Below are 23,010 nucleotides of genomic sequence, written 5' to 3' on the forward strand. Positions count from 1 at the left end.
AACCCTCTTTGCTTAATTCATCCAGCCCTTGACCCAATCCATCACCGATTCCGCGCTTGCAGGGGCGCTGCCACCGCACGCGGCACCGGGAGGTGGTTCGCTGCCGCGAATATACGGCATCTGCACCGCGCCCGGACAGTTGGCATCGGAGCCCTGGCCGGTGTGCGGATCAATCCAGGCCTGCACGATGTTGTCCGGCTGCGGCATGCTCAGCGGCAACGGATCGGCCTTGCGCATGAAACTGGTCCAGACCTGCAACGCACCGGTCGCGCCGGTGAACGGCGTCTTGCCGTTGTCATCACGCCCCAGCCAGACCACGGCCAGCACATCCTGACCGAAGCCGGCGAACCAACTGTCACGCGAATCGTTACTGGTGCCGGTCTTGCCCGCCAGTGTCAGGTTGGAAGGCAGGACCTTGTACACCGAGCTACCGGTACCTTCGCGCATCACACGCTGCATGGCGTTCTGGATCAGGTAGATGGAGCCCGCGTCGAAACGCTGCTGAATCTGGAACGGATAGCGCTTGAGCGGCTCGCCTTCGGCCGTCAGCACGCTGCGAATGCCGCGCATCGGCGTGTTGAAACCACCGTTGGCGAGGGTCTGGTACATGGTCGCCACTTCCATCGGCGTCATGGCACCGGCGCCCAGAAGCATCGATGGGAAGGCCGGGAATTCGCGGGTGATGCCCAGGCGCGCGAGGGTCTTGAGGACGTTCGGCACGCCCACTTCGAGCCCCAGGCGCGAGGTCGAGATGTTGTAGGAATGCGCCAGCCCCTGGTACAGGAACACCGTACCGTGAGAACGACGATCGAAGTTCTGCGGGGTCCAGACCTGGCCGTCAGCACCTTTGACCGACAGCGGGTCGTCCGACAGCCAACTGGTCAGGGTGTATTTGCTCGGTTTTTCCAACGCCGTCAGGTACACCGCCGGCTTGACCAGCGAGCCGATCGGCCGCACCGCGTCCAGCGCACGGTTGAAGCCGGCGAAACTGGCCTGGCGGCTGCCGATCATGGCCTGGACTTCACCGGTTTCCGGGTTGGTCACCACCATGGCTGCTTCGACTTCGTCGGAGCCTTTACGCCCCGCCAGGCGCTTGAAGGTGTCGTTGACCGACGCTTCGGCTTTCATCTGCAGGATCGGGTCGAAACTGGTGAAGATGCGCAGGCCTTCCTCGGTCAAGTCTTCGTCGCGGTAGTCTTCACGCAACTGGCGTTTGACCAGGTCGATAAAGCCCGGGAAGGAGCTGTCCGCCAGCTTGCCGCGGGTGGTCACACCCAGTGGCATTTTCTTCGCCGCGGCAACCTGTTCCGCCGTGGCCACGCCCTGCTGCTCCAGCACGTCGAGCACCAGGTTACGCCGCTCAAGCGCGCGCTCAGGATTGCGCCGCGGGTTGTAGTAGGACGGCCCCTTGACCATGCCCACCAGCAACGCGACCTGATGCAACTTCAGCTCGGACAGCGGCTGGCCGAAGAAGAACTGGCTGGCCAGCCCGAAACCGTGGACCGCGCGCTGGCCGTCCTGGCCGACGAACACCTCGTTGAGGTAGGCCTCAAGGATTTCCTGCTTGCTGTAATGCAACTCCAGCAGCATCGCCATCATGGCTTCGGTGAGTTTACGGGTCAGGCTGCGCTCGTTGGTGAGGTAGAAGTTCTTCACCAATTGCTGGGTCAGCGTACTGCCGCCCTGGGTCATTTTGCCGCCGGAGGTGTTGACCCAGATCGCACGGGCAATGGACTTCGGCGACACGCCCCAGTGGCTGTAGAAATCGCGGTCTTCCACGGCGACCAGGGTTTCAAGCAGGTACGGCGGCACCTGATCGAGCTTGATCAGGATGCGATCTTCCAGGTTCTTCGGGTAAATCCCGCCGATCATCAACGGTTCCAGGCGCACCACGGGCAGCTTCGAGCCATTCAGCGACGACAGCTCGGCCACGTAGTCGCCGGAGAAGCGCACGCGCACCGGCTGGGGTTTTTCCAGGCCTTCATAGAACTGGAAGCCGCGGGTGTTCAAGTCCACGGTATTGCCGCTGACGGCCGCAGCGCCGGGGCCGTTGCTCACAGGTTCGCGGCGGTAGCCCAAGGCGTCGAGTTCGGTGAGGAAGTCATCCTTGCTCAGCTTCTGACCGGTGAACAGCTCCAGCGGACGGGCGTACACCTTGGCCGGAATGGTCCAGCGCTTGCCGGAGAATTTTTCCTGGACCACGGCATCGAGGTACACCGCAAAGCCGGCGAGCACCACAAGACCCACCAGGCTGAGCTTGAGCGCCCAGCCCAGCCACGGGCGCAGGCCGCGGGAAGGAGGTTTTTTACGGGAACGGGGAGATCGGGTTCGAGTCATGGCGGCGGATTATACGCACTTTATCGATGATCAACATGAGCCGGACAGCGGTTTGCACAGCAGGCGTCAGCAGCCATAATGCCCGCCATGATTTCCCCTGACTTTGAAGGATCGCCCGTGAGCCAGCCCCTGATTGCCGCCCTGCAGAACCCGGCTTTATACCCCCATCCGGTTGAAGCGTTCCAAGTCATCGAGACCCATATTTCCTGGGTCATACTGACCGGCCCTTACGCTTATAAGCTGAAGAAGCCGGTGAACTTCGGCTTCCTGGACTTCACCAAACTGGAAGATCGCGGGCATTTCTGCAACGAAGAGCTGCGCCTGAACCAGCGCCTGACCAAAGATTTGTATCTTGAAGTGTTGCCGATCACCGGCACGGCCGAAGCGCCGCAATTGGGCGGTGACGGTCCGGTCATCGAATACGCGCTGAAAATGCGTCAATTCCCGCAAAGCCAGTTGCTCAGCACCTTGCAAGCCAACGGTGAGCTGACCAGCGCGCACATCGACGAGATGGCCAAACAGATCGCGCACTTCCACCTCACCGCACCGAAAGTGCCGCAAGAGCACCCGGCCGGCACCCCGGACGAAGTGATGGCACCGGTACGCCAGAACTTCGATCAGATCCGCCCGTTCCTCAGCGACAAAGCCGACCTGCTGCAACTCGAAGCCCTGCAAGCCTGGGCCGAAAGCAGCTTCGAACGCCTCAAGCCGCTACTGGGACAGCGCAAGCGCGATGGTTTCACCCGCGAGTGCCACGGCGATATCCACCTGGGCAATGCCACCTTGATCGATGGCCACGTGGTGATCTTCGACTGCATCGAGTTCAACGAACCGTTTCGCTTCACCGACGTGTACGCCGACACCGGCTTCCTGGCCATGGACCTGGAAGACCGCGGCCTCAAATCCCTGGCACGCAGGTTCATCAGCCAGTACCTCGAACTGACCGGCGACTACCAGGGCCTGGAAGTGCTGAACTTCTATAAAGCCTACCGCGCACTGGTCAGGGCCAAAGTCGCGCTGTTCAGCATGCCCAGCGAAGCGAGCCCGGTGCAGCGCGCCACCACCCTGCGCCAGTACCGCAACTACGCCAACCTGGCGGAGAGCTACAGCATTATTCCGTCGCGCTTCCTGGCGATTACCCACGGCGTTTCCGCTGTAGGCAAAAGCCACGTGGCCATGCGTCTGGTGGAAGCCTTGGGCGCCGTTCGCCTGCGTTCGGACGTGGAGCGCAAGCGCCTGTTTGGTGAACAACAGGTGGAAAACACGCCCCAGGCCGGCATCTATGCTGCCGACGCCAGCGCGAAAACCTACGCCCGCCTGAACGAGATCGCCGAGACCGTGCTGCGCGCCGGGTTCCCGGTGGTACTGGATGCGACCTTCCTGAAACGCGCACAACGCGATGCCGCCGCCAAAGTCGCCGAAGCGACGGGCGCGCCGTTCCTGATCCTGGACTGCAATGCGCCGCAGGCCGTTATCACCAGTTGGCTGGCACAACGTCAGGCAGACAAGAACGATCCGTCTGACGCTACATTGACGATCATTGAAGAGCAGCAGGCCCAACGCGAACCGCTGACAGCCGAAGAGCTGTTGCTGAGCAAGCGCGTCGAGACCAATCAAAGCGGAACCCTCGATGCACTGGTCGAGCAAATTCGCCAGCGCATGCCTGGTCTGTAAGAAAAACTTCTTGGTCGCGTCGTCACCTTAGGCGAGCGGCCAAGCAATAGTGGCACTATAATGGCGCCATAAATCCAACAGGTGTCGCTATCATGAGTCAGCCCAAGCTTCTTGATACCCCGCTCTATTCGCTTCTGCATAAAGACGATATCCGCGGTTTCAACCAGGAACGCCCCAAAGACGGCGTCATCGACATGCGCGGTGGCGACTTCCGCGGGCTGGATCTGCGCGATCTGAACGCCAGCGGCGTGGACTTCACCGATGCGTACTTCCGTTCCGCCGATTTGCGCGGGCTGGACTTGCGCGACTGTTCATTGGAAGGCGCGAGCCTGGCCCATGCGCAGATTTCGGGCACCTACTTCCCGCCGGAACTGACGGCCGACGAGATCCTCATGTCGGTCAATTTCGGCACGCGCCTGCGCTACCGCACCAAGTAACACGCCCTCCCAAGCCCCCGGTCTCGTGCAAGACGGACCGGGGACTTCGCGCCTGCCCGCAATAAAACGTCGACGCCATCCTTATAAGCTTTTGCGCCATTCCTGACCAAAGAACTACGCTTTTCCTACTGAGCGCTACACTCCTTTTCAGGCTTGCCTGGTCACGACACCCACCGCACCATTCGGCCGTCGCAAGGAGGCTCGATGAACGATGAGCTGCAACACCTGAGAAACCTTGGCAAGACCTCGGCGCAATGGCTGCATGCGGCGGGCATCCACAGTGCGTCAGACCTGCGGCGCCTGGGCGCGGTCGATGCTTATCGAGCCGTTCGCACGCGTGGCTTCCGTGCCTCGAAAGTCTTGCTGTATGCAATCGAAGGGGCATTGATGGATGTGCATTGGAACGACATTCCTGCCGAACGCAAGGAAGCGCTGAACCGCCAATTGGATGCTATCTCGGCGCGCCAGAAGAATTAGATCGACGACCCACCCGCCGCTGACAAAGATTCCGGACAAGGGCCCGTGAAAACAAATCTTGACTCTCAAATGAGAATCGTTATGATTATCACAACTGGTCGCGAGATCAGCCGATAACTGAAAGACCATTGGTTCGGACTCTCAGATTATCTCCTCATCAGGCTAATCACGGTTATTTGACCCGGCTCTTGCCGGGTCTTTTTTTGCCGGTAAAAAGCCTCAGCGCGCAATGATCAACGGATGCCCGCGCTCCGGATGCGGCTGCACCAGCACATCCAGCCCGAAGACCGCTTTGAGCGGCTCAGGCCGCAGAACCTGTGCCGGGGTATCCAGCGCATGGGGGCGGCCCGCGTCGAGCAACAGAATCCGGTCGCAGTAACGCGCCGCCAGGTTCAGGTCATGCAGAATCACCAGCACTGCTGCGCCACGGTCAGCAAAGCGGCGTATCGCCTGCAAGGTCGTGTGTTGATGCAAAGGGTCAAGCATCGAGGTCGGCTCATCCAGCAGCAACGTCTGCCCCGCCTGCCCGGGCCATAACTGCGCCAGCACCCGCGCCAGGTGAACGCGCTGCCGCTCGCCGCCCGACAAGGCCAGGTAACTGCGACCGCTCAAGTGCCCGACATCTGCGGCCTGCAACGCGGCATCGATAATCTCGTCATCCCGCACGCGCCCGGTCTGATGGGGCAAGCGGCCCATGCCGACCACCTCTTCGACACGAAAGGCGAAATCCAGGGTTGAAGCCTGCGGCAACACGGCCAGGCGTTGCGCGCGTTGCGACCCGCTCCAGTCTTTCAGTTCGTGCTGATCCAGCCACACCTGGCCTTGATCCGGGTGCAGTTCCCCGCACAACGCGCCCAGCAACGTGCTCTTGCCCGCGCCATTCGGGCCCAGTACGCCAAGCACCTGGCCGGGCAACAGGTCCAACGTGACATCCGCCAGTACGGTTTTGCGACCGCGACGAATCCTCAGCCCTTCCACTCGCAGCATCAGGCGCGCCCTCGCAACAACAGGTAAAGAAAAAATGGCGCACCAATCAACGCAGTGACGATACCGATCGGCAACTCCGCCGGCGCCAAGGCCAGGCGCGCGACCAGATCCGCCAACAGCAGCAAGCTCGCCCCCGCCAGCACCGAGGCGGGTAACAACACGCGATGATCCGGCCCGGCCAACAATCGCACCAGGTGCGGCACCACCAGGCCGACGAAGCCGATCATCCCCGCTGCCGCCACCGCCGCGCCCACGCCCAATGCGGTGCAGAACACCAATTCGCGCTTGAGCCGCTCGACATCGACCCCGAGATGAGCGGCCTCGGATTCGCCGAGCAACAGTGCATTCAATGCCTTCGCCCGCCGCGGCAGCCACAGCGCCACGCCAGCGCTCACCAGCAGCAACGGCCACAGGCGCGAATAGCTGGCGCCATTGAGGCTGCCCAGGTTCCAGAAAGTCAGTGTGCGCAGGGTGGCGTCATCGGCCAGGTAGGTAAACAAGCCCACCGCCGAGCTGGCGAGCGCCGTGAGGGCGATGCCGGCGAGCAGCATGGTCGCGACATGGGTCTGGCCGTTGCGCCGCCCCAGCCGGTAGACCAGCGCCGTCACCCCCAACCCACCGAGAAACGCGCACAACGACAACAGATACGGGCCGAACACCTCCGGCAACCCACCCAGAAACGAGCCACCGACAATGGCGAAGGCCGCACCGAGTGCCGCGCCGCTGGATACCCCGACCAACCCCGGATCAGCCAGCGGGTTGCGAAACAACCCTTGCATCGCTACGCCCGACAAGGCCAATACGCCGCCCACCGCCAGCCCCAGCAAGGTCCGCGGCAAACGGATCTGCCCGAGAATCAGCTCCGCCTGCTCCAGGCCACTGGCCTCGATCGGCACGCCCATCAGGCGCAAGGCCGCCCTGAGCGTATCCAGCAACGGCAGGCTGACCGGCCCCAGCGCCAATGAAAGCCAGATCGCCAGCACACACAACAGCGTCAGGCCGATAAACAGCGTTCGGGGTTTCACCAGCGTACTCATGGGGCAGACGTGGCCTGGGACGGATAGAAGTCGGCCGACAACTGCACCAGGCTTTGCGGCAGACGCGGCCCGAGCCCGCCGACCAGCAGCGTCGGGTCCAACTCAAACACCCGTGCCTGTTTAGCCGCCGGCGTGGACGCCAGGATCGGGTTCTCCTTGAACAAGGCCGCACGCGCCGCCTCGCCGCTCAGCGCACGGTCGGCAAACACCAGCACCTCGGGGCTCAACCCGGCCAACGACTCCATGGAAAACGGCTTATAACCGCTGTGGGTCGCCAGGTTGCGCCCGCCCGCCTGCCGCAGCATCCAGTCAGCCGCCGTGTCTTTGCCAGCGATCAGCGGTTTGCCGCCGGCATTGCCGAGCAGCATCAACACCCCCGGGGCCTTGTGTGTGGCCTGGGCTGTGGCAACCCAACGTTTCTGCCGGTCAAGCGCCTGTTCATACGCGGTAAACAATGCATGGGCCTTGGCCTCACTGCCCAACAACCTCCCCAGGTGTTCGAGGTTGCCTTTCAACGTCGGCAAATCCGGCTGCGCCGAGAACATTTCCACCTGCACCCCGGCGTTGCGAATCTGCGCCAGCACTGGCGGCGGCCCCATTTCCTCGGTGCCCACCAGGACCTGCGGGCGCAGACTGAGAATGCCCTCGGCCGACAACTGCCGCTGATAACCGACGCTCGGCAATGCCTTGAGCGAAGCCGGATGCTGGCTGGTGGTGTCGACGCCCACCAACTTCGACTCACCGCCCAGGGCCGTCACCCACTCCGATAACGCGCCGCCAGCACTCACCCAGCGTTGCGGCAGTTCCGAGGCGTGCGCCCCAGGGTTGAGCATCAGTCCGACAACAAGCGCGATAGCGCTGGCACTCAAGCGCATAACAGGGTTTCCTTCCAGGGGCGGGGCTGCTGAAACACTCATGAATGTGACAGATGCCCCTTGCCGGGCATCGTACTGAGCGCCCAGTCAGCTAACGGGCGAAGCCTGCATTTGATAATTGTTTGCATTTGAGCGTCAAGGCACTTAAGGATTGGAATGAAGTTTCTCTGCCCCTCCGACACCCTCGCCCCCAACAGCAGCCGTGGTTTTGATATCGACGGGCACAAACTGTTGGCCGTGCGCCGGGATGGCATCGCCTACTTCTATCGCAATCGCTGCCCCCATCGCGGCGTCCCCCTGGAATGGCAGCCCGATCACTTCCTCGACGCCAGCGCCAGCCTGATCCAATGCGCCACCCACGGCGCGTTGTTCCTGATCGAGAGCGGCGAATGCATCGCCGGCCCCTGCGCGGGTCAAAGCCTCACTGCCCTGCCCGGCCGCGAAGACGAACAGGGCCTGTGGGTAGAACTCTAGTCGCCGAGCAGCACGTCCAAGCGGCGTTCGACGTAAATTTCCTCGGCCGTGACACGCACACCATACGCCAGCACTTCCACGCCCGCGGCCTTGGCCTCGCGCAGGGCGGCAGCGTAGGCCGCGTCGATTTCCACGGCCGGGCGCACCGCCTCGATCCCGGACAGGTTGACGCAATACAGCTGCACCGCCCGCACACCATCCCGGGCCAGGTGCTCCAGCTCGCGTAGATGCTTGGCACCGCGCTGGGTCACGGCGTCCGGAAACGCCGCAATCGAGGTGCCATCGAACCCCAGCGTCACACTTTTGACTTCGACATAGGCCGCCCCCTCGGGGTAATCCAGGCGAAAATCAATGCGGCTGTTCTCCTGGCCGTAAGGCACTTCACGCTTCAATCCGCTAAAGCCGTTGAGTTCGGTGATGACCCCGGCATGCAACGCCTCCTCAACCAGTTGATTGGCACGCGCCGTATTGACGCACGCGAGGCGGCCTTGAGGCGTCTCGGCAATTTCCCAGGTGCCGGGCAACTTGCGCTTGGGGTCAGTGGAGCGACTGAACCAGACCTGCCCGCCCTCGACCATGCAATTGAGCATCGAACCGGTATTGGGGCAGTGAATGGTCAACAACTCGCCGGTAACGGTTTCGATATCGGTGAGAAAACGCTTGTAGCGGCGAATCAGCCGCGCCTCTTCGAGGGGAGGATGAAAGCGCATCAGCCCTGCCAGCTCCGCAGCCCACGGGCGATGCGCTCTACCGCCTCTTGCAGCCGATCAAGGTTTTGCGTGTAGGCAAAGCGCACATGGTGGCCGGCTTGATAACGACCGAAATCCAGCCCTGGGGTGAACGCCACATGTTCGGTCTCAAGGAAATGACGGCAAAACGCGAAGGCATCACCGCCGAACGCGCTGATATCGGCGTACAAATAGAACGCCCCTTCCGGTTCGACGGCAATACCGAAGCCCAACTCGCGCAGGGCCGGCAGCAGGAAGTCGCGACGGCGCCCGAACTCGGCACGACGCGCCTCCAGAATGCTCAGGGTTTGCGGGGTGAAGCAGGCCAACGCCGCGTACTGCGCCATGCTGGGAGCGCTGATGTAGAGGTTTTGCGCGAGCTTCTCCAACTCACCGACCGCATCGGGCGGTGCCACCAGCCAACCCAGGCGCCAGCCGGTCATGCCGAAATACTTTGAAAAACTATTCAGGACAAACGCATCATCGTCGACTTCCAGCACGCTGGCCGCCTCGGTGCCGTATGTGAGGCCGTGGTAGATCTCGTCCACCACCAAATGGCCGTTACGCGCCTTGATGGCACTCGACAACCCCGCCAGTTCGTCCCGCGTCAGGATGGTGCCGGTGGGGTTGGCCGGCGATGCGACCAGCGCGCCCACGCTGTCCTGGTTCCAGTGCTTGGCCACCAAGTCGGCGGTCAATTGATAACGCACGTCCGGCCCCACGGGCACCAACTGCGCCGCGCCTTCCACCAGGCGCAGGAAGTGGCGGTTACACGGGTAACCCGGGTCGGCCAACAGCCAGTGTTTACCAGGGTCCACCAGCAGGCTGCTGGCCAACAGCAACGCGCCGGAGCCGCCCGGGGTGATCAGGATGCGCTCGGGGTCCACGCTCAGGCCGTAGCGTTGCTGGTAGAAACCGCTGATGGCATGGCGCAGCTCCGGCAGGCCGCGGGCTGCGGTATAGCGGGTCTTGCCATTGGCCAGCGCGGCCTGGCCGGCCTGGATGATCGGCTCGGCGGTGGTGAAATCCGGTTCGCCGATTTCCAGATGGATGACATCATGGCCTGCCGCTTGCAGCTCATTGGCTCGCGCCAGCAACGCCATGACATGAAAAGGTTCGATGGCGCGACTGCGCGCACTGTAGGGCTGAGCCATTAGCCTTCCTTAACGGTGAGGACAAAAACAGCGATTCTACCGAACCCTCGCGGTAAAACATGCTCTATTGCCTGCCAGGCCGTCCACGATGAACCCGGCAAGCGCTTGCAAAACGACTAAAATCAACCTTCGAGACGATTCATACCCAGCCACAGCGGGTTGCTGCTGTTTGCAACCCCTGCGTGATGGGCCTCGACAACCGGGAGTGGCGCACCCTGAATCTATCTGGTAAGTTCGCCCGCTTGCAGCCGCAGGGCCGGCAGGTGTCGGTGACGTTGCAATCCTGCGCAATGGATTAGAAGAGTGAGAGGCGGTCTATTCATGTCCACCCAAGCAAAGCAACAGCAATCCCCAGGCCTCAGCGGCTTCGAACCTTACGTCACGAAGGAAGGTGAGGAGTACATGGGCGAGCCCATGCGCGAGCACTTCACCAAAATCCTTAACAAGTGGAAACAAGACTTGATGCAGGAGGTCGACCGCACCGTTGACCATATGAAGGACGAAGCAGCCAACTTCCCTGATCCGGCCGACCGTGCGAGCCAGGAAGAAGAGTTCGCCCTTGAACTGCGTGCCCGTGATCGCGAACGCAAGCTGATCAAGAAGATCGACAAGACACTGCAGTTGATCAAGGACGAAGAATACGGCTGGTGCGAATGCTGCGGCATCGAAATCGGTATTCGCCGCCTGGAAGCACGTCCTACCGCCGACATGTGCGTGGACTGCAAGAACCTGGCAGAAATCAAGGAAAAACAGGTCGGCAAGTAACCCCTGCCGAGCTGAACGAATGGGGCGTACAAACGCCCCATTTTTGTTTCTGGCGTTTAGCGATTTTCCAGTAGTATCCGGCCCATGACAGCCTCTCCCTATATCGGGCGTTTCGCCCCCACGCCCAGCGGCCACCTGCACTTCGGCTCGCTGGTCGCCGCCCTCGCCTCTTACCTTGACGCCCGCGCCAACCATGGCCGCTGGCTGATGCGTATGGAAGACCTCGACCCTCCCCGCGAAGAACCCGGCGCCCAGGCGGCAATCCTGCATGCCCTGGAAAGCTATGGCTTCGAATGGGACGGTGAACTGGTCCGACAAAGCGACCGGCACGATGCCTACGCCAAGGTGCTGAACGACCTGTTCAACCACGGCCTGGCCTATGCCTGTACCTGCTCGCGCAAACAGCTGGAGCCCTACCACGGGATCTACCCGGGCTTGTGCCGTAACGCCGGTCATGAGCAGCACGATGCGGCCATCCGCCTGCGCGTCCCGGAGCTGGAATACCACTTTACCGACCGCGTACAGGGCGAATTCCGACAACACCTGGGCCGCGAAGTGGGTGACTTCATCATCCGTCGCCGTGACGGCCTCTACGCCTACCAACTGGCCGTGGTGCTCGATGACGCCTGGCAAGGTGTTACCGACATCGTGCGCGGCGCCGACCTGCTCGACTCCACGCCGCGCCAGCTGTACCTGCAAGAATTATTGGGGCTGCGCCAACCGCGTTACCTGCACGTGCCGCTGATCATCCAGCCGGACGGTAACAAGTTGGGCAAATCCTATCGTTCCCCGCCCTTGACCACAGACCAGGCCACGCCTTTGCTGTTGAGAGCCCTGCGCGCCCTCGGCCAACAACCCGGCGACGAACTGCTGCACGCCAGCCCACGGGAACTGCTGGATTGGGGCATTGCCCACTGGGATGCGCAGTTGATCCCGCGCACACTCACGCTGGCCGAAGCGCAGTTGCGCTGAAGGCGCTTGCAGCCGGCCAGGCATCCGTTACCATCGCCGCAGTTATTCAATCAGAGGCCAACATGTACATCTATCGCTTGGTCCTGCTGCTGGTCGTCGGGATCTACCTGTTTTCCCCCGCCATCATGGATTGGTGGATCGACGCCACGGGCGCCTGGTATCGCCCCTATCTGCTGTGGCTGATCCTGATCGTCGTGACTTTCATCCTGCAGAGCCAAAAAGATGCCGATGAGCTTTAGCCTCACCCAGATGCTGCTGATCAGCGCCGCCTACCTGGCTACGTTGTTCGGTGTCGCCTGGATCAGTGAGCGCGGAATGATTCCGCGGGCGATCATTCGCCATCCGTTGACCTACACCTTGTCCTTGGGCGTCTACGCCAGCGCCTGGGCGTTCTATGGCACGGTGGGCCTGGCCTATCAGTATGGGTATGGCTTTCTGTCCAGTTACCTTGGGGTGTCCGGGGCCTTCTTGCTGGCACCGGTGCTGCTGTACCCGATCCTGAAGATCACCCGCACCTATCAGTTGTCGTCCCTGGCCGACCTGTTCGCCTTCCGCTTTCGCAGCACCTGGGCGGGCGCGCTGACCACGATTTTCATGCTGATCGGCGTGCTGCCCTTGCTGGCCCTGCAGATCCAGGCGGTGGCCGACTCCATCAGCATCCTGACCCGTGAGCCGGTGCAGTATCGCGTCGCCCTGGCCTTCTGCGCGCTGATCAGCCTGTTCACGATTTTCTTCGGTTCACGCCACATCGCCACCCGCGAGAAACACGAAGGCCTGGTCTTTGCGATTGCTTTCGAGTCGGTGATCAAGCTGATCGCCATCGGTGGCGTCGGCCTGTATGCGCTCTATGGCGTATTTGACGGCCCGCAACAGCTGGAGTTGTGGCTGCTGCAAAACCAGACCGCCCTCGCCGCGCTGCACACCCCGCTGCAGGAAGGCCCGTGGCGCACGCTGCTGCTGGTGTTCTTCGCCTCGGCCATCGTGATGCCGCACATGTACCACATGACGTTCACCGAGAACCTCAACCCGCGCTCGCTGGTCAGCGCCAGCTGGGGCTTGCCGCTGTTCCTGCTATTGATGAGCCTGGCGGTGCCGCTGATCCTCTGGGCCGGCCTCAAACTGGGCGCCACCACCAACCCCGAATACTTCACCCTCGGCATCGGTATTGCGGCCAACAGCCCGGCCCTGGCGCTGCTGGCCTATGTCGGCGGGTTGTCGGCGGCCAGTGGCCTGATCATCGTCACCACGCTGGCGCTCTCCGGCATGGCGCTCAATCACCTGGTGCTGCCACTATACCAGCCGCCGGCCGAAGGCAATATCTACCGCTGGCTGAAATGGACCCGCCGTGCGCTGATCGTCGCGATCATCATGGCCGGCTACGGTTTCTACCTGCTGCTGGGCGCCGGGCAAGACCTGGCCAACCTGGGGATCGTCGCGTTTGTCGCCACCTTGCAGTTCCTGCCGGGGGTGTTGTCGGTGCTGTACTGGCCGACGGCCAATCGGCGCGGCTTTATCGCCGGGTTGCTCGCCGGGATTCTGGTGTGGCTGGTGACCATGTTGCTGCCGTTGGTCGGCAACCTGCAGGGTTTCTACATCCCGCTGCTGAACATGATCTACGTGCTCGACGACACCAGTTGGCACATGGCAGCGATCGCCTCGCTGGCCGCCAACGTGCTGATGTTCACCCTGATCTCGCTGTTCACCAACGCCAGCCCGGAAGAAACCAGCGCCGCCGAAGCCTGCGCGGTGGACAACGTGCGCCGCCCGCAACGCCGCGAGCTGCATGCCGCCTCGCCCCAGGAGTTCGCCACGCAACTGGCCAAGCCTCTGGGCGCCAAGGCCGCGCAAAAGGAAGTCGAACAAGCGCTACGCGACCTCTATCTGCCGTTCGACGAGCGCCGCCCCTACGCCCTGCGCCGCCTGCGCGACCGAATCGAAGCCAACCTGTCCGGGCTGATGGGCCCCAGCGTGTCGCAGGACATGGTGGAAACGTTCCTGCCCTACAAGGCGAGCGGCGAAAACTACGTCACTGAAGACATCCACTTCATCGAAAGCCGGCTCGAGGACTACCACTCACGCCTCACTGGCCTCGCCGCCGAACTCGATGCCCTGCGCCGCTACCACCGCCAGACCTTGCAGGAACTGCCGATGGGGGTCTGCTCCCTGGCCAAGGACCAGGAGATTCTGATGTGGAACAAGGCCATGGAAGAACTCACCGGCATTGCCGCGCAACGGGTCGTGGGCTCTCGCCTCAATACCCTGGGCGACCCGTGGAAGGAACTGCTGCAAGGCTTTATCAACCTCCCCGACGAACACTTGCACAAGCAGCACCTGGCCCTCGACGGCCAGACCCGCTGGCTCAACCTGCACAAGGCGGCGATCGACGAGCCCCTGGCCCCCGGTAACAGCGGCCTGGTGTTGCTCGTCGAAGACCTGACCGAAACCCAGATGCTCGAAGACAAGCTGGTGCATTCCGAGCGCCTGGCCAGTATCGGTCGCCTGGCGGCGGGCGTGGCCCATGAAATCGGCAACCCGATCACCGGTATCGCCTGCCTGGCGCAGAACCTGCGCGAAGAGCGCGAGGAAGACGGCGAAATCACCGAGATCAGCGGGCAGATCCTCGAACAGACCAAGCGCGTGTCGCGCATCGTGCAGTCGCTGATGAGCTTCGCCCACGCCGGTGCCCATCAGAACCACGACGAAGCGGTGTGCCTGGCCGAAGTGGCACAGGATGCCATTGGGCTGCTGGCCTTGAATCGGCGCAATTTCGAAGTACAGTTCTTCAACCTGTGCGATCCGGACCACTGGGTCGACGGTGACTCCCAGCGCTTGGCGCAGGTGTTGATCAACCTGTTGTCGAACGCCCGCGACGCGTCCCCCGCCGGCAGTGCGGTACGCGTCAAGAGCGAGGCTTTCGAGCACACGGTCGACCTGATCGTGGAGGACGAAGGCAGCGGCATTCCACAGAACATCAAGGACCGCTTGTTCGAACCCTTCTTCACCACCAAGGACCCCGGTGAAGGCACCGGTCTGGGCCTTGCACTGGTCTATTCCATCGTTGAAGAGCATTATGGACAAATCACCATCGACAGCCCGGCTGACACAGAAAGCCAACGCGGCACCCGTATTCGGGTGACCTTGCCGCGTCATGTCGAAGCGACGTCCGCTGTGAACTGAGACCGTCGAGAGAATTGAATCAATGCCGCACATTTTGATCGTCGAAGACGAAACCATTATCCGCTCTGCCTTGCGTCGCCTGCTTGAACGTAATCAGTACCAGGTCAGCGAAGCCGGCTCGGTGCAGGAAGCCCAAGAGCGGTTCAGCATTCCCACGTTCGACCTGATTGTCAGCGACCTGCGCCTGCCCGGCGCGCCGGGCACCGAGTTGATCAAGCTCGGCCAGGGCACCCCGGTGCTGATCATGACCAGCTACGCCAGCCTGCGCTCGGCGGTGGACTCCATGAAGATGGGCGCGGTGGACTACATCGCCAAGCCGTTCGACCACGATGAGATGCTCCAGGCCGTGGCCCGCATCCTGCGTGACCGCCAGTCGGCCAGCAGCGCTACGGCCGAACAGCGTCCCGCCGGCAAGGCGGCCAACGGCGCCGACAAGCCGGGCGTCGACAACAGCAATGGCGAGATCGGCATCATCGGCTCCTGCCCACCGATGCAGGACCTGTACAGCAAGATCCGCAAAGTGGCGCCGACGGACTCGAATGTGCTGATCCAGGGCGAATCGGGGACCGGTAAGGAACTGGTGGCCCGCGCCCTGCACAACCTGTCCAAGCGCGCCAAGGCACCGATGATCTCGGTGAACTGCGCGGCAATCCCCGAATCCCTGATCGAGTCCGAACTGTTCGGCCACGAGAAAGGCGCGTTTACCGGCGCCAGCGCCGGACGCGCGGGCCTGGTGGAAGCGGCGGACGGCGGCACGCTGTTCCTCGACGAAATCGGCGAACTGCCCCTGGAAGCCCAGGCGCGCCTGCTGCGTGTACTGCAAGAAGGCGAAATCCGCCGGGTGGGTTCGGTGCAATCGCAGAAGGTCGACGTGCGCCTGATCGCGGCCACTCACCGCGACCTCAAGAGCCTGGCCAAGATCGGCCAGTTCCGTGAAGACTTGTATTACCGCCTGCATGTGATCGCACTCAAGCTGCCGGCCCTGCGAGAACGGGGTGCCGACGTCAACGAGATCGCCAATGCGTTCCTGTTGCGCCAGAGCGCGCGCATCAACCGTACCGACCTGCGGTTCGCCGCAGACGCCGAGCAGGCGATTCGGCACTACTCATGGCCGGGTAACGTGCGGGAGTTGGAGAATGCGGTCGAGCGTGCGGTGATTCTGTCGGAGAGCCCGGAAATTTCCGCCGAACTGCTGGGTATCGATATAGAGCTCAGCGACCTGGAAGACGACGACTTCATCGGCCTGGCCCCGCAACAGGGCGCCGCCGGCAATACCAGCCATGAACCGACGGAAGATTTGTCACTGGAAGACTACTTCCAGCATTTCGTCCTCGAGCACCAGGACCACATGACCGAGACCGAACTGGCGCGCAAGCTGGGCGTAAGCCGCAAGTGCCTGTGGGAACGGCGCCAACGCCTGGGTATTCCACGACGCAAGACCGGAGTGGCCAGCGAAAGCTGAGGGCGCGCGCCCACAGGTAACACCCGCCAATGTGAAAAAACTGTTACCGCGGATATTTCGCGTAACAAAAGCCGGGGCTTACGGTAACGAAGCCCCGGCTTTTTTTTCGCCGCCAAACAGCCAAAAACCCCTCAACCCCCTGATTTTGCTGGTCGGCGCAAAAGTTGGCACGCACCCTGCTATATGCTTAGTACAAAAACAATAACAAGCTTTGTACAAGACAATAAAAATAAGACGAATCGACTCACGCACAATAAAAACAACACGGCGGAGGCGCAGCTAACTGATTCTTTTGGAGAGGCGTTGCATTTGGGGCTTGCCCCGCAACCAGGCCGAGAACAACAAAAACTGCCCTAAGGCAGAGCCTGAACTGGTTGGATCGTAGATCAGCAACACAGCGACCAAAGCAATCCGTTTGCTCTTGACTCCCGATTGGGAGTGTCATGAAGGTCACACTTCATGGCGAGGGCGATCAACAAAAACAAAAAGCCCGAAACCAATAATAAAAATAGAGCACGCAACTACTTCTGGGGGAGCTTCGGCTCCCCTTGTAGTTTCCGGTATTTGACGTTTTTAGGCTTATGGCGCAAGGCCTGTAGCTTGTTCCTACACCATCCCCCGACTAAATGCTAGAATCCCGGCCCATCATGCGGTCATTCTTCGTTATGGCCGAACATTCCTTCAAACAGTGCATCCCATGCTGAAGAAGTTGTTCCAGTCATTCCGTTCTCCCTTGCGTCGAACGCAACACAAACGCAGCACGCCTGAAGTGCTCAACAGCAGCCAACATTCGCTGCAACGCGCTCAGTTCAGCCGTTATGCAGTGAACATCGTCGAACGTTTGCAGAACGCCGGTTACCAGGCTTATCTGGTGGGCGGCTGTGTACGCGACATGTTGCTCAATATCACGCCCAAGGACTTCGACGTCGCCACCAGCGCCACGCCCGAGCAAGTGCGCGCCGAGTTTCGCAATGCGCGCATCATCGGCCGCCGCTTCAAGCTGGTGCATATTCACTTTGGCCGCGAAATCATCGAGGTCGCGACCTTCCGTGCCGGTCATCCGCAAAACGATGAGGAAGAAGACACCAATCAGTCTTCCCGCAACGAAAGCGGACGCATCCTGCGCGACAACGTCTACGGCACCCTGGAAGAAGACGCGCAGCGCCGCGACTTCACCATCAACGCCTTGTATTACGACCCGGTCAGCGAGCGCATCCTCGATTACGCCAACGGCGTACACGATATTCGCAACAACCTGATCCGCCTGATCGGCGACCCGACGCAGCGCTACCAGGAAGACCCGGTACGCATGCTGCGGGCGGTGCGTTTCGCCGCGAAGCTGAACTTCGGTATCGAGCGCCACACGGCTGCACCGATTCGCGAACTGGCGCCGATGCTGCGGGAAATCCCCTCGGCGCGCCTGTTCGAAGAAGTGCTCAAGCTGTTCCTCTCGGGCTACGCCACCGATACCTTCGAAATGCTCGTCGACCTGCAGTTGTTCGATCCCTTGTTCCCGGCGAGCGCCGAAGCACTGGAATACAACCCGACGTATACCCACACTCTGATCAGCGAAGCGTTGATCAACACCGACCTGCGCATCAAACAGAACAAACCGGTCACCCCGGCGTTCCTGTTTGCCGCCCTGTTGTGGCCGGCCTTGCCCAAACGCGTACTGCGCCTGCAAGACCGTGGCATGCCGCCGATCCCGGCCATGCAGGAAGCCGCCCACGAGTTGATCGCCGAGCAGTGCCAGCGCATCGCCATCCCGAAACGCTTCACCCTGCCGATCCGCGAGATCTGGGACATGCAGGAACGCCTGCCGCGTCGCAGCGGCAAGCGCGCCGACCTGTTGCTGGAGAACCCGCGCTTCCGTGCCGGCTACGACTTCCTGCTGCTGCGTGAAAGCGCCGGCGAGCAGACCGACGGCCTGGGCGAATGGTGGACCGACTACCAGGACGCCAATGACAGCGAGCGCCGCGAGATGATTCGTGAACTCGGCAGCAAAGGCGATGGCGTCGGCGAAGGGCCCAAGAAGCGTCGTCGCAGCGGGAGCAAACGCAAGCGCAGTGCCGCCGATGCCTCGGGCGCCGCAGGCGAATAAACGTGGAACGCATCTACATCGGCATGGGCAGCAACCTGGCGGCCCCGGAGCAACAATTGCGCAATGCTATCGAGGCGTTGGCGCAATTGCCGGGCACTACCGTCGCCGGGGTGTCGGCCTTCTATCAAAGCGACTCCCTGCTCCCCGGCCAACCGCGCTACACCAATGCGGTCGCGGCCCTGGACAGCTGCCTGGCGCCACTGGAACTGCTCGATGCGCTGCAAGCCATCGAGAACGACCAAGGCCGCGAACGCCTTGAGCGTTGGGGCCCACGCACGCTCGACCTGGATATCCTGCTGTTCGGCGACCGCCTGATCGACGAACCACGCCTGCAAGTGCCGCACTATCAGATGCACCTGCGCGCCTTCGTGCTGTACCCACTGGCCGAACTGGCCCCAGCCACCCTGCAATTGCCCGATGGCCGGCGCCTCAGCGACCTGCTCGCAGCCTGCCCGTTTGTCGGCCTGGAACGCATGCCTGCGCTCAGCACCCAGCGTTGATCAGCCACTGCTGAATCGCATCAGTAACAGCGGTAACACCACCGTCGTAACAATGCGGTAACACATGCAATTGACTTCCCGTGTCCTCCTCACGACTATAGGCGTCCCGCTGCCGCCAACCGGCGCTAAAGGGCGCAATCCAGGCCTTATAAGCACTGCTCTCAAGAAAGTGCGCCTGTATAAACGAAGACTCATGCGCGTTACTCGCTGTTTCCAAGCGCCTGAACGAGGACCCTTTTCATGCCAGACGTTACCCTGACCACCTTGCAGAGCCTCAAGCTCAAAGGTGAAAAAATCGCTATGCTGACCTGCTATGACGCCACCTTCGCCCATGCCTGCTGCCAAGCCGGTGTCGAGGTGTTACTGGTGGGCGACTCCCTCGGCATGGTGCTTCAAGGGCATGACAGCACCCTGCCCGTCACCACGGATGAACTTGCGTACCACACTGCCAGCGTCAAGCGCGGTAACGACGGCGCCTTTATCATCGCCGACCTGCCGTTCATGGGTTACGCCACCGTCGAACAGACCTTCCACAACGCCGGCAAATTGATGCAAGCCGGCGCGCACATGGTCAAGGTCGAAGGGGCCGCCTGGCTCGCCGAGTCGATCCGCATGCTGGCTGAACGCGGCGTACCGGTGTGCGCGCACATGGGCCTGACGCCGCAGTCCGTGAACATCCTCGGCGGCTATAAAGTCCAGGGCCGCAACGAAGCCCAGGCGCGCCAGATGCGTGCCGATGCCATCGCCCTGGAACAAGCCGGTGCCGCGATGATCCTGCTCGAATGCGTGCCCAGCGAACTGGCCGCGGAAATCACCCATGCGGTCAAAGTGCCGGTGATCGGCATTGGCGCCGGGTCGGCCACCGACGGCCAGGTCCTAGTGCTGCACGACATACTCGGCCTGTCGATAACCGGCCGGGTACCGAAGTTCGTGAAGAACTTCATGACCGGCCAGGACAGCATCCACGCCGCGTTGAGCGCATACGTCGCCGAAGTCAAAGGCGTGACCTTCCCAGGCGCCGAACACGGATTCTCTGCATGAACACCGTAAAAACCCTACGTGAACTGCGGGCCGCCGTTACCCATGCCCGCAGCGCCGGCAAACGCATCGGCTTTGTGCCCACCATGGGCAACCTGCACAGCGGCCACGCGGCCCTCGTGGCCAAGGCGGCCCAACAGGCGGATTTCGTGGTCGCGAGCATCTTCGTCAACCCGCTGCAATTTGGCGCCGGCGAAGACCTGGACAAGTACCCGCGCACCCTCGCCGCCGACCAGGAAAAACTCCTGCAAGCCGGCTGCAACCTGTTGTTCGCGCCAAGCGTCGAGGAAATGTACCCCAGCGGCATGACCGGCCAGACCCGCGTCAGCGTGCCGCAATTGTCCGAAGGTCTGTGCGGCGCCAGCCGTCCTGGGCACTTTGAAGGTGTGGCCACGGTGGTCAACAAGCTGTTCAACATGGTCCAGCCGGATATGGCCGTGTTTGGCCAGAAGGACTACCAGCAACTGGCCGTGATTCGCGCCATGGTCCATGACCTGAACATGCCGATCCAGATCATCGGTGAACCGACCGTGCGCGCAGAGGATGGCCTTGCGCTGTCATCGCGCAACGGTTACCTCAGCGCCGAGCAGCGGACCGTCGCGCCGGCGTTGTACCGCAGCCTGAGTCAGATTGCCGCCGCCATCAAAGGCGGCGACCGCGACTTCGCCAAACTGCGTGCCGAACAGGTCCAGCAGATCGAAGCCGCCGGCATGCGCGTGGATTACCTCGAAGTGCGCCAAGGCGTCCACCTGCGCCCGGCCACGGCCGAGGATCGTGATGTAGTGATCCTGGTCGCGGCCTACCTGGGCGCGACGCGTCTGATCGACAACCTGCATCTGCCCCTCGACTGACCCCCTGCCCGTTGCCCAGCCTGATGCGCCGGTATAAAAAAGTACCGGCCACAGCGCAGACAAAGCCAAGACATATCGACACGCTAGGTTTAATGTATTCGCCCTGCGCTATGGTTAGCGCTGTCCGGAACCCATTGCTTGATGAAAGACTGGATGTTTCGGGCTTTGAAGTGTCCTAAAGGCAGTCCCCGTAATAAAAGGAAACCCGCAGCGATGGCGTACTACCGCACCCCTCATGACGTTACCGCTCTGCCCGCCTGGCGAGCGCTCAATCAACATCGCCAAGCCATGCAGGATTTCAGCATGCGCGACGCGTTCAACGCCGATCCTCAGCGTTTTTCCCAATTCACCTTGAGCAGCTGCGGGCTTTTCCTCGATTACTCGAAAAACCTGATCACCAGCGAAACCCGCAACCTGCTCGTGGACCTGGCCAAGGAAGTCGACCTTAAAGCCGCGATCGACGCGCTGTATGCCGGCGAGCCGGTGAACTCGTCCGAGGGTCGCCCTGCCCTGCACACCGCTCTGCGCCGCCCGGTGGGCGACAAGTTGTCGGTCAACGGCGTGAACATCATGCCGGACGTACACAAGGTGTTGAACCAGATCACCGACCTCGTGGGCCGCATCCACGACGGCCTGTGGCGCGGCTACACCGAGAAGCCGATCACCGACGTGGTGAACATCGGCATCGGTGGCTCGTTCCTCGGCCCGGAGCTGGTCTCCGAAGCGTTGCTGTCCTACGCCCACAAAGGCGTGCGCTGCCACTACCTGGCGAACATCGACGGCAGCGAGTTCCACGAGCTGACCATGAAGCTGCGCGCCGAGACCACGCTGTTCATCGTCTCGTCGAAATCCTTCAACACCCTCGAAACCCTGAAAAACGCCCAGGCCGCCCGCGCCTGGTACCTGGCCCAGGGCGGCTCGGAAGCCGAGCTGTATCGCCACTTCATCGCCGTATCGAGCAACAACGCGGCCGCCGTGGCCTTCGGCATCCGCGAAGAAAACATCTTCCCGATGTGGGACTGGGTCGGCGGCCGTTACTCGCTGTGGTCGGCCATCGGCCTGCCCATCGCCCTGGCCATCGGTATGTCGAACTTCAAGGAACTGCTGTCCGGTGCCTACACCATGGACCAGCATTTCCAGAACGCGCCGTTCGAACAGAACATGCCGGTGCTGCTCGGCCTGCTGGGTGTGTGGTACGGCAACTTCTGGGGCGCGCAGAGCCATGCGATCCTGCCCTACGACCACTACCTGCGTAACATCACCAAACACTTGCAACAGCTGGACATGGAATCCAATGGCAAGAGCGTGCGCCAGGACGGTACGCCGGTGTCCACCGATACCGGCCCGGTGATCTGGGGCGGCGTGGGCTGCAACGGTCAGCACGCGTACCACCAATTGCTGCACCAGGGCACCCAGTTGATCCCGGCCGACTTTATCGTGCCGATCGTCAGCTTCAACCCGGTCTCCGACCACCATCAGTGGCTGTACGCCAACTGCCTGTCCCAGAGCCAGGCGCTGATGCTCGGCAAGACCCGCAGCGAAGCCGAAGCCGAGCTGCGCGACAAGGGCCTGCCGGAAGCCGACGTGCAGAAGCTGGCCCCGCACAAGGTGATCCCGGGCAACCGTCCGAGCAACACCCTGGTGGTCGAGCGCATCAGCCCGCGGCGCCTGGGCGCACTGGTCGCGATGTATGAACACAAAGTGTTCGTGCAAAGCGTGATCTGGGGCATCAACGCCTTCGACCAATGGGGCGTGGAGCTGGGCAAGGAACTGGGCAAGGGCGTCTACAACCGCCTGACCGGCGCCGAAGAAAGCCTGGCCGACGATGCGTCGACCCAGGGCCTGATCAACTACTTCCGCGGTCGTCACCGCGGCTGATGTCGGTCACACAGGGCCGGCGTCCATTCGGACGTCGGCCTTGAACCCGCCCCCGACTGGGTGCATCTTTATGACTTGTCGCAAAA

Annotated in this window: 20 protein-coding genes; 14 read left to right on the top strand and 6 right to left on the bottom strand. The window is 62.0% G+C overall.

The window, feature by feature from the left end; translation table 11 throughout:
* Window positions 1–12: 12 nt before the first annotated feature.
* On the bottom strand, window positions 13–2,337 hold the full coding sequence (gene mrcB, locus RGV59_RS00650) for a penicillin-binding protein 1B (protein ID WP_026140090.1): 2,325 nt from the start codon (window positions 2,335–2,337) through the stop codon (window positions 13–15).
* Between the two features lie 117 nt (window positions 2,338–2,454).
* Between mrcB and RGV59_RS00655 the strand changes: the two genes are divergently transcribed.
* The 3 genes from RGV59_RS00655 (at window position 2,455) to RGV59_RS00665 (ending at window position 4,925) form a co-directional block, all read left to right on the top strand.
* Window positions 2,455–4,011, top strand: a complete 1,557-nt coding sequence (locus RGV59_RS00655) for an AAA family ATPase (protein ID WP_126586590.1) — start codon at window positions 2,455–2,457, stop codon at window positions 4,009–4,011.
* Between the two features lie 92 nt (window positions 4,012–4,103).
* Window positions 4,104–4,448, top strand: coding sequence for a pentapeptide repeat-containing protein (locus RGV59_RS00660; RefSeq protein ID WP_017847447.1), 345 nt, complete (start codon window positions 4,104–4,106; stop codon window positions 4,446–4,448).
* A gap of 204 nt (window positions 4,449–4,652) precedes the next feature.
* Window positions 4,653–4,925, top strand: coding sequence for a TfoX/Sxy family protein (locus RGV59_RS00665; protein WP_017847446.1), 273 nt, complete (start codon window positions 4,653–4,655; stop codon window positions 4,923–4,925).
* Window positions 4,926–5,144: 219 nt separating this feature from the next.
* Here RGV59_RS00665 and RGV59_RS00670 read toward each other — a convergent pair whose 3' ends face one another.
* The 3 genes from RGV59_RS00670 to RGV59_RS00680 are packed head-to-tail and all read right to left on the bottom strand — an operon-like array spanning window position 5,145 to window position 7,824.
* Window positions 5,145–5,912 carry a heme ABC transporter ATP-binding protein gene (locus RGV59_RS00670; RefSeq protein WP_046382057.1) on the bottom strand — a complete coding sequence of 256 codons (768 nt, stop codon included), beginning with the start codon at window positions 5,910–5,912 and terminating at the stop codon, window positions 5,145–5,147.
* Entirely contained in the window at window positions 5,912–6,895 is a 984-nt protein-coding gene (locus RGV59_RS00675; RefSeq protein ID WP_164887008.1) for a FecCD family ABC transporter permease, read from the bottom strand. Before RGV59_RS00675 ends, RGV59_RS00670 begins: the two co-directional genes overlap by 1 nt.
* 50 nt (window positions 6,896–6,945) lie before the next feature.
* Window positions 6,946–7,824 (bottom strand): heme/hemin ABC transporter substrate-binding protein, encoded by an 879-nt coding sequence (locus RGV59_RS00680; protein WP_102616918.1) that lies wholly within the window; start codon window positions 7,822–7,824, stop codon window positions 6,946–6,948.
* A 156-nt stretch (window positions 7,825–7,980) separates the two neighbouring features.
* Here RGV59_RS00680 and RGV59_RS00685 point away from each other — a divergent pair, with 156 nt between their 5' ends.
* Window positions 7,981–8,298, top strand: coding sequence for a Rieske (2Fe-2S) protein (locus RGV59_RS00685; protein ID WP_046382054.1), 318 nt, complete (start codon window positions 7,981–7,983; stop codon window positions 8,296–8,298).
* Here RGV59_RS00685 and sfsA read toward each other — a convergent pair.
* Entirely contained in the window at window positions 8,295–9,008 is a 714-nt protein-coding gene (gene sfsA, locus RGV59_RS00690) for a DNA/RNA nuclease SfsA (protein ID WP_126586592.1), read from the bottom strand. The two genes, RGV59_RS00685 and sfsA, sit on opposite strands and share 4 nt — an antisense overlap.
* The gene (locus tag RGV59_RS00695) at window positions 9,008–10,180 is read right to left on the bottom strand and encodes a pyridoxal phosphate-dependent aminotransferase (protein WP_046487535.1); all 1,173 of its coding nucleotides are present in this window, start codon (window positions 10,178–10,180) and stop codon (window positions 9,008–9,010) included. The genes sfsA and RGV59_RS00695 overlap by 1 nt, the downstream gene beginning before the upstream one ends.
* A gap of 321 nt (window positions 10,181–10,501) precedes the next feature.
* Between RGV59_RS00695 and dksA the strand changes: the two genes are divergently transcribed.
* The 10 genes from dksA (at window position 10,502) to pgi (ending at window position 22,924) form a co-directional block, all read left to right on the top strand.
* A complete protein-coding gene (gene dksA, locus RGV59_RS00700) occupies window positions 10,502–10,945 on the top strand; it encodes an RNA polymerase-binding protein DksA (protein WP_017847439.1) in 444 nt (147 codons plus the stop codon).
* Between the two features lie 84 nt (window positions 10,946–11,029).
* Window positions 11,030–11,917, top strand: a complete 888-nt coding sequence (gluQRS, locus tag RGV59_RS00705) for a tRNA glutamyl-Q(34) synthetase GluQRS (RefSeq protein ID WP_126586594.1) — start codon at window positions 11,030–11,032, stop codon at window positions 11,915–11,917.
* Between the two features lie 62 nt (window positions 11,918–11,979).
* On the top strand, window positions 11,980–12,156 hold the full coding sequence (locus RGV59_RS00710) for a hypothetical protein (protein ID WP_003176118.1): 177 nt from the start codon (window positions 11,980–11,982) through the stop codon (window positions 12,154–12,156).
* Entirely contained in the window at window positions 12,140–15,094 is a 2,955-nt protein-coding gene (locus RGV59_RS00715) for a sensor histidine kinase (RefSeq protein ID WP_162231511.1), read from the top strand. The genes RGV59_RS00710 and RGV59_RS00715 overlap by 17 nt, the downstream gene beginning before the upstream one ends.
* A gap of 22 nt (window positions 15,095–15,116) precedes the next feature.
* Complete coding sequence (locus RGV59_RS00720) at window positions 15,117–16,556, top strand: sigma-54-dependent transcriptional regulator (protein WP_017847436.1); 1,440 nt, start codon at window positions 15,117–15,119, stop codon at window positions 16,554–16,556.
* Window positions 16,557–17,253: 697 nt separating this feature from the next.
* Complete coding sequence (locus RGV59_RS00725) at window positions 17,254–18,657, top strand: polynucleotide adenylyltransferase PcnB (RefSeq protein ID WP_126586596.1); 1,404 nt, start codon at window positions 17,254–17,256, stop codon at window positions 18,655–18,657.
* A gap of 2 nt (window positions 18,658–18,659) precedes the next feature.
* Window positions 18,660–19,157: a 2-amino-4-hydroxy-6-hydroxymethyldihydropteridine diphosphokinase gene (folK, locus tag RGV59_RS00730; protein WP_017847434.1), complete on the top strand. Its 498-nt coding sequence runs from the start codon at window positions 18,660–18,662 to the stop codon at window positions 19,155–19,157.
* A 240-nt stretch (window positions 19,158–19,397) separates the two neighbouring features.
* Entirely contained in the window at window positions 19,398–20,198 is an 801-nt protein-coding gene (gene panB / locus RGV59_RS00735; RefSeq protein WP_017847433.1) for a 3-methyl-2-oxobutanoate hydroxymethyltransferase, read from the top strand.
* Window positions 20,195–21,046: a pantoate--beta-alanine ligase gene (gene panC, locus RGV59_RS00740; RefSeq protein WP_126586598.1), complete on the top strand. Its 852-nt coding sequence runs from the start codon at window positions 20,195–20,197 to the stop codon at window positions 21,044–21,046. The genes panB and panC overlap by 4 nt, the downstream gene beginning before the upstream one ends.
* 213 nt (window positions 21,047–21,259) lie before the next feature.
* Window positions 21,260–22,924, top strand: a complete 1,665-nt coding sequence (pgi, locus tag RGV59_RS00745; RefSeq protein ID WP_017847431.1) for a glucose-6-phosphate isomerase — start codon at window positions 21,260–21,262, stop codon at window positions 22,922–22,924.
* Window positions 22,925–23,010: the final 86 nt, after the last annotated feature.

Origin of the sequence: Pseudomonas sp. FG1 (assembly GCF_034313875.1) — a bacterium.
In the GTDB taxonomy this organism is placed as follows: domain Bacteria; phylum Pseudomonadota; class Gammaproteobacteria; order Pseudomonadales; family Pseudomonadaceae; genus Aquipseudomonas; species Aquipseudomonas veronii.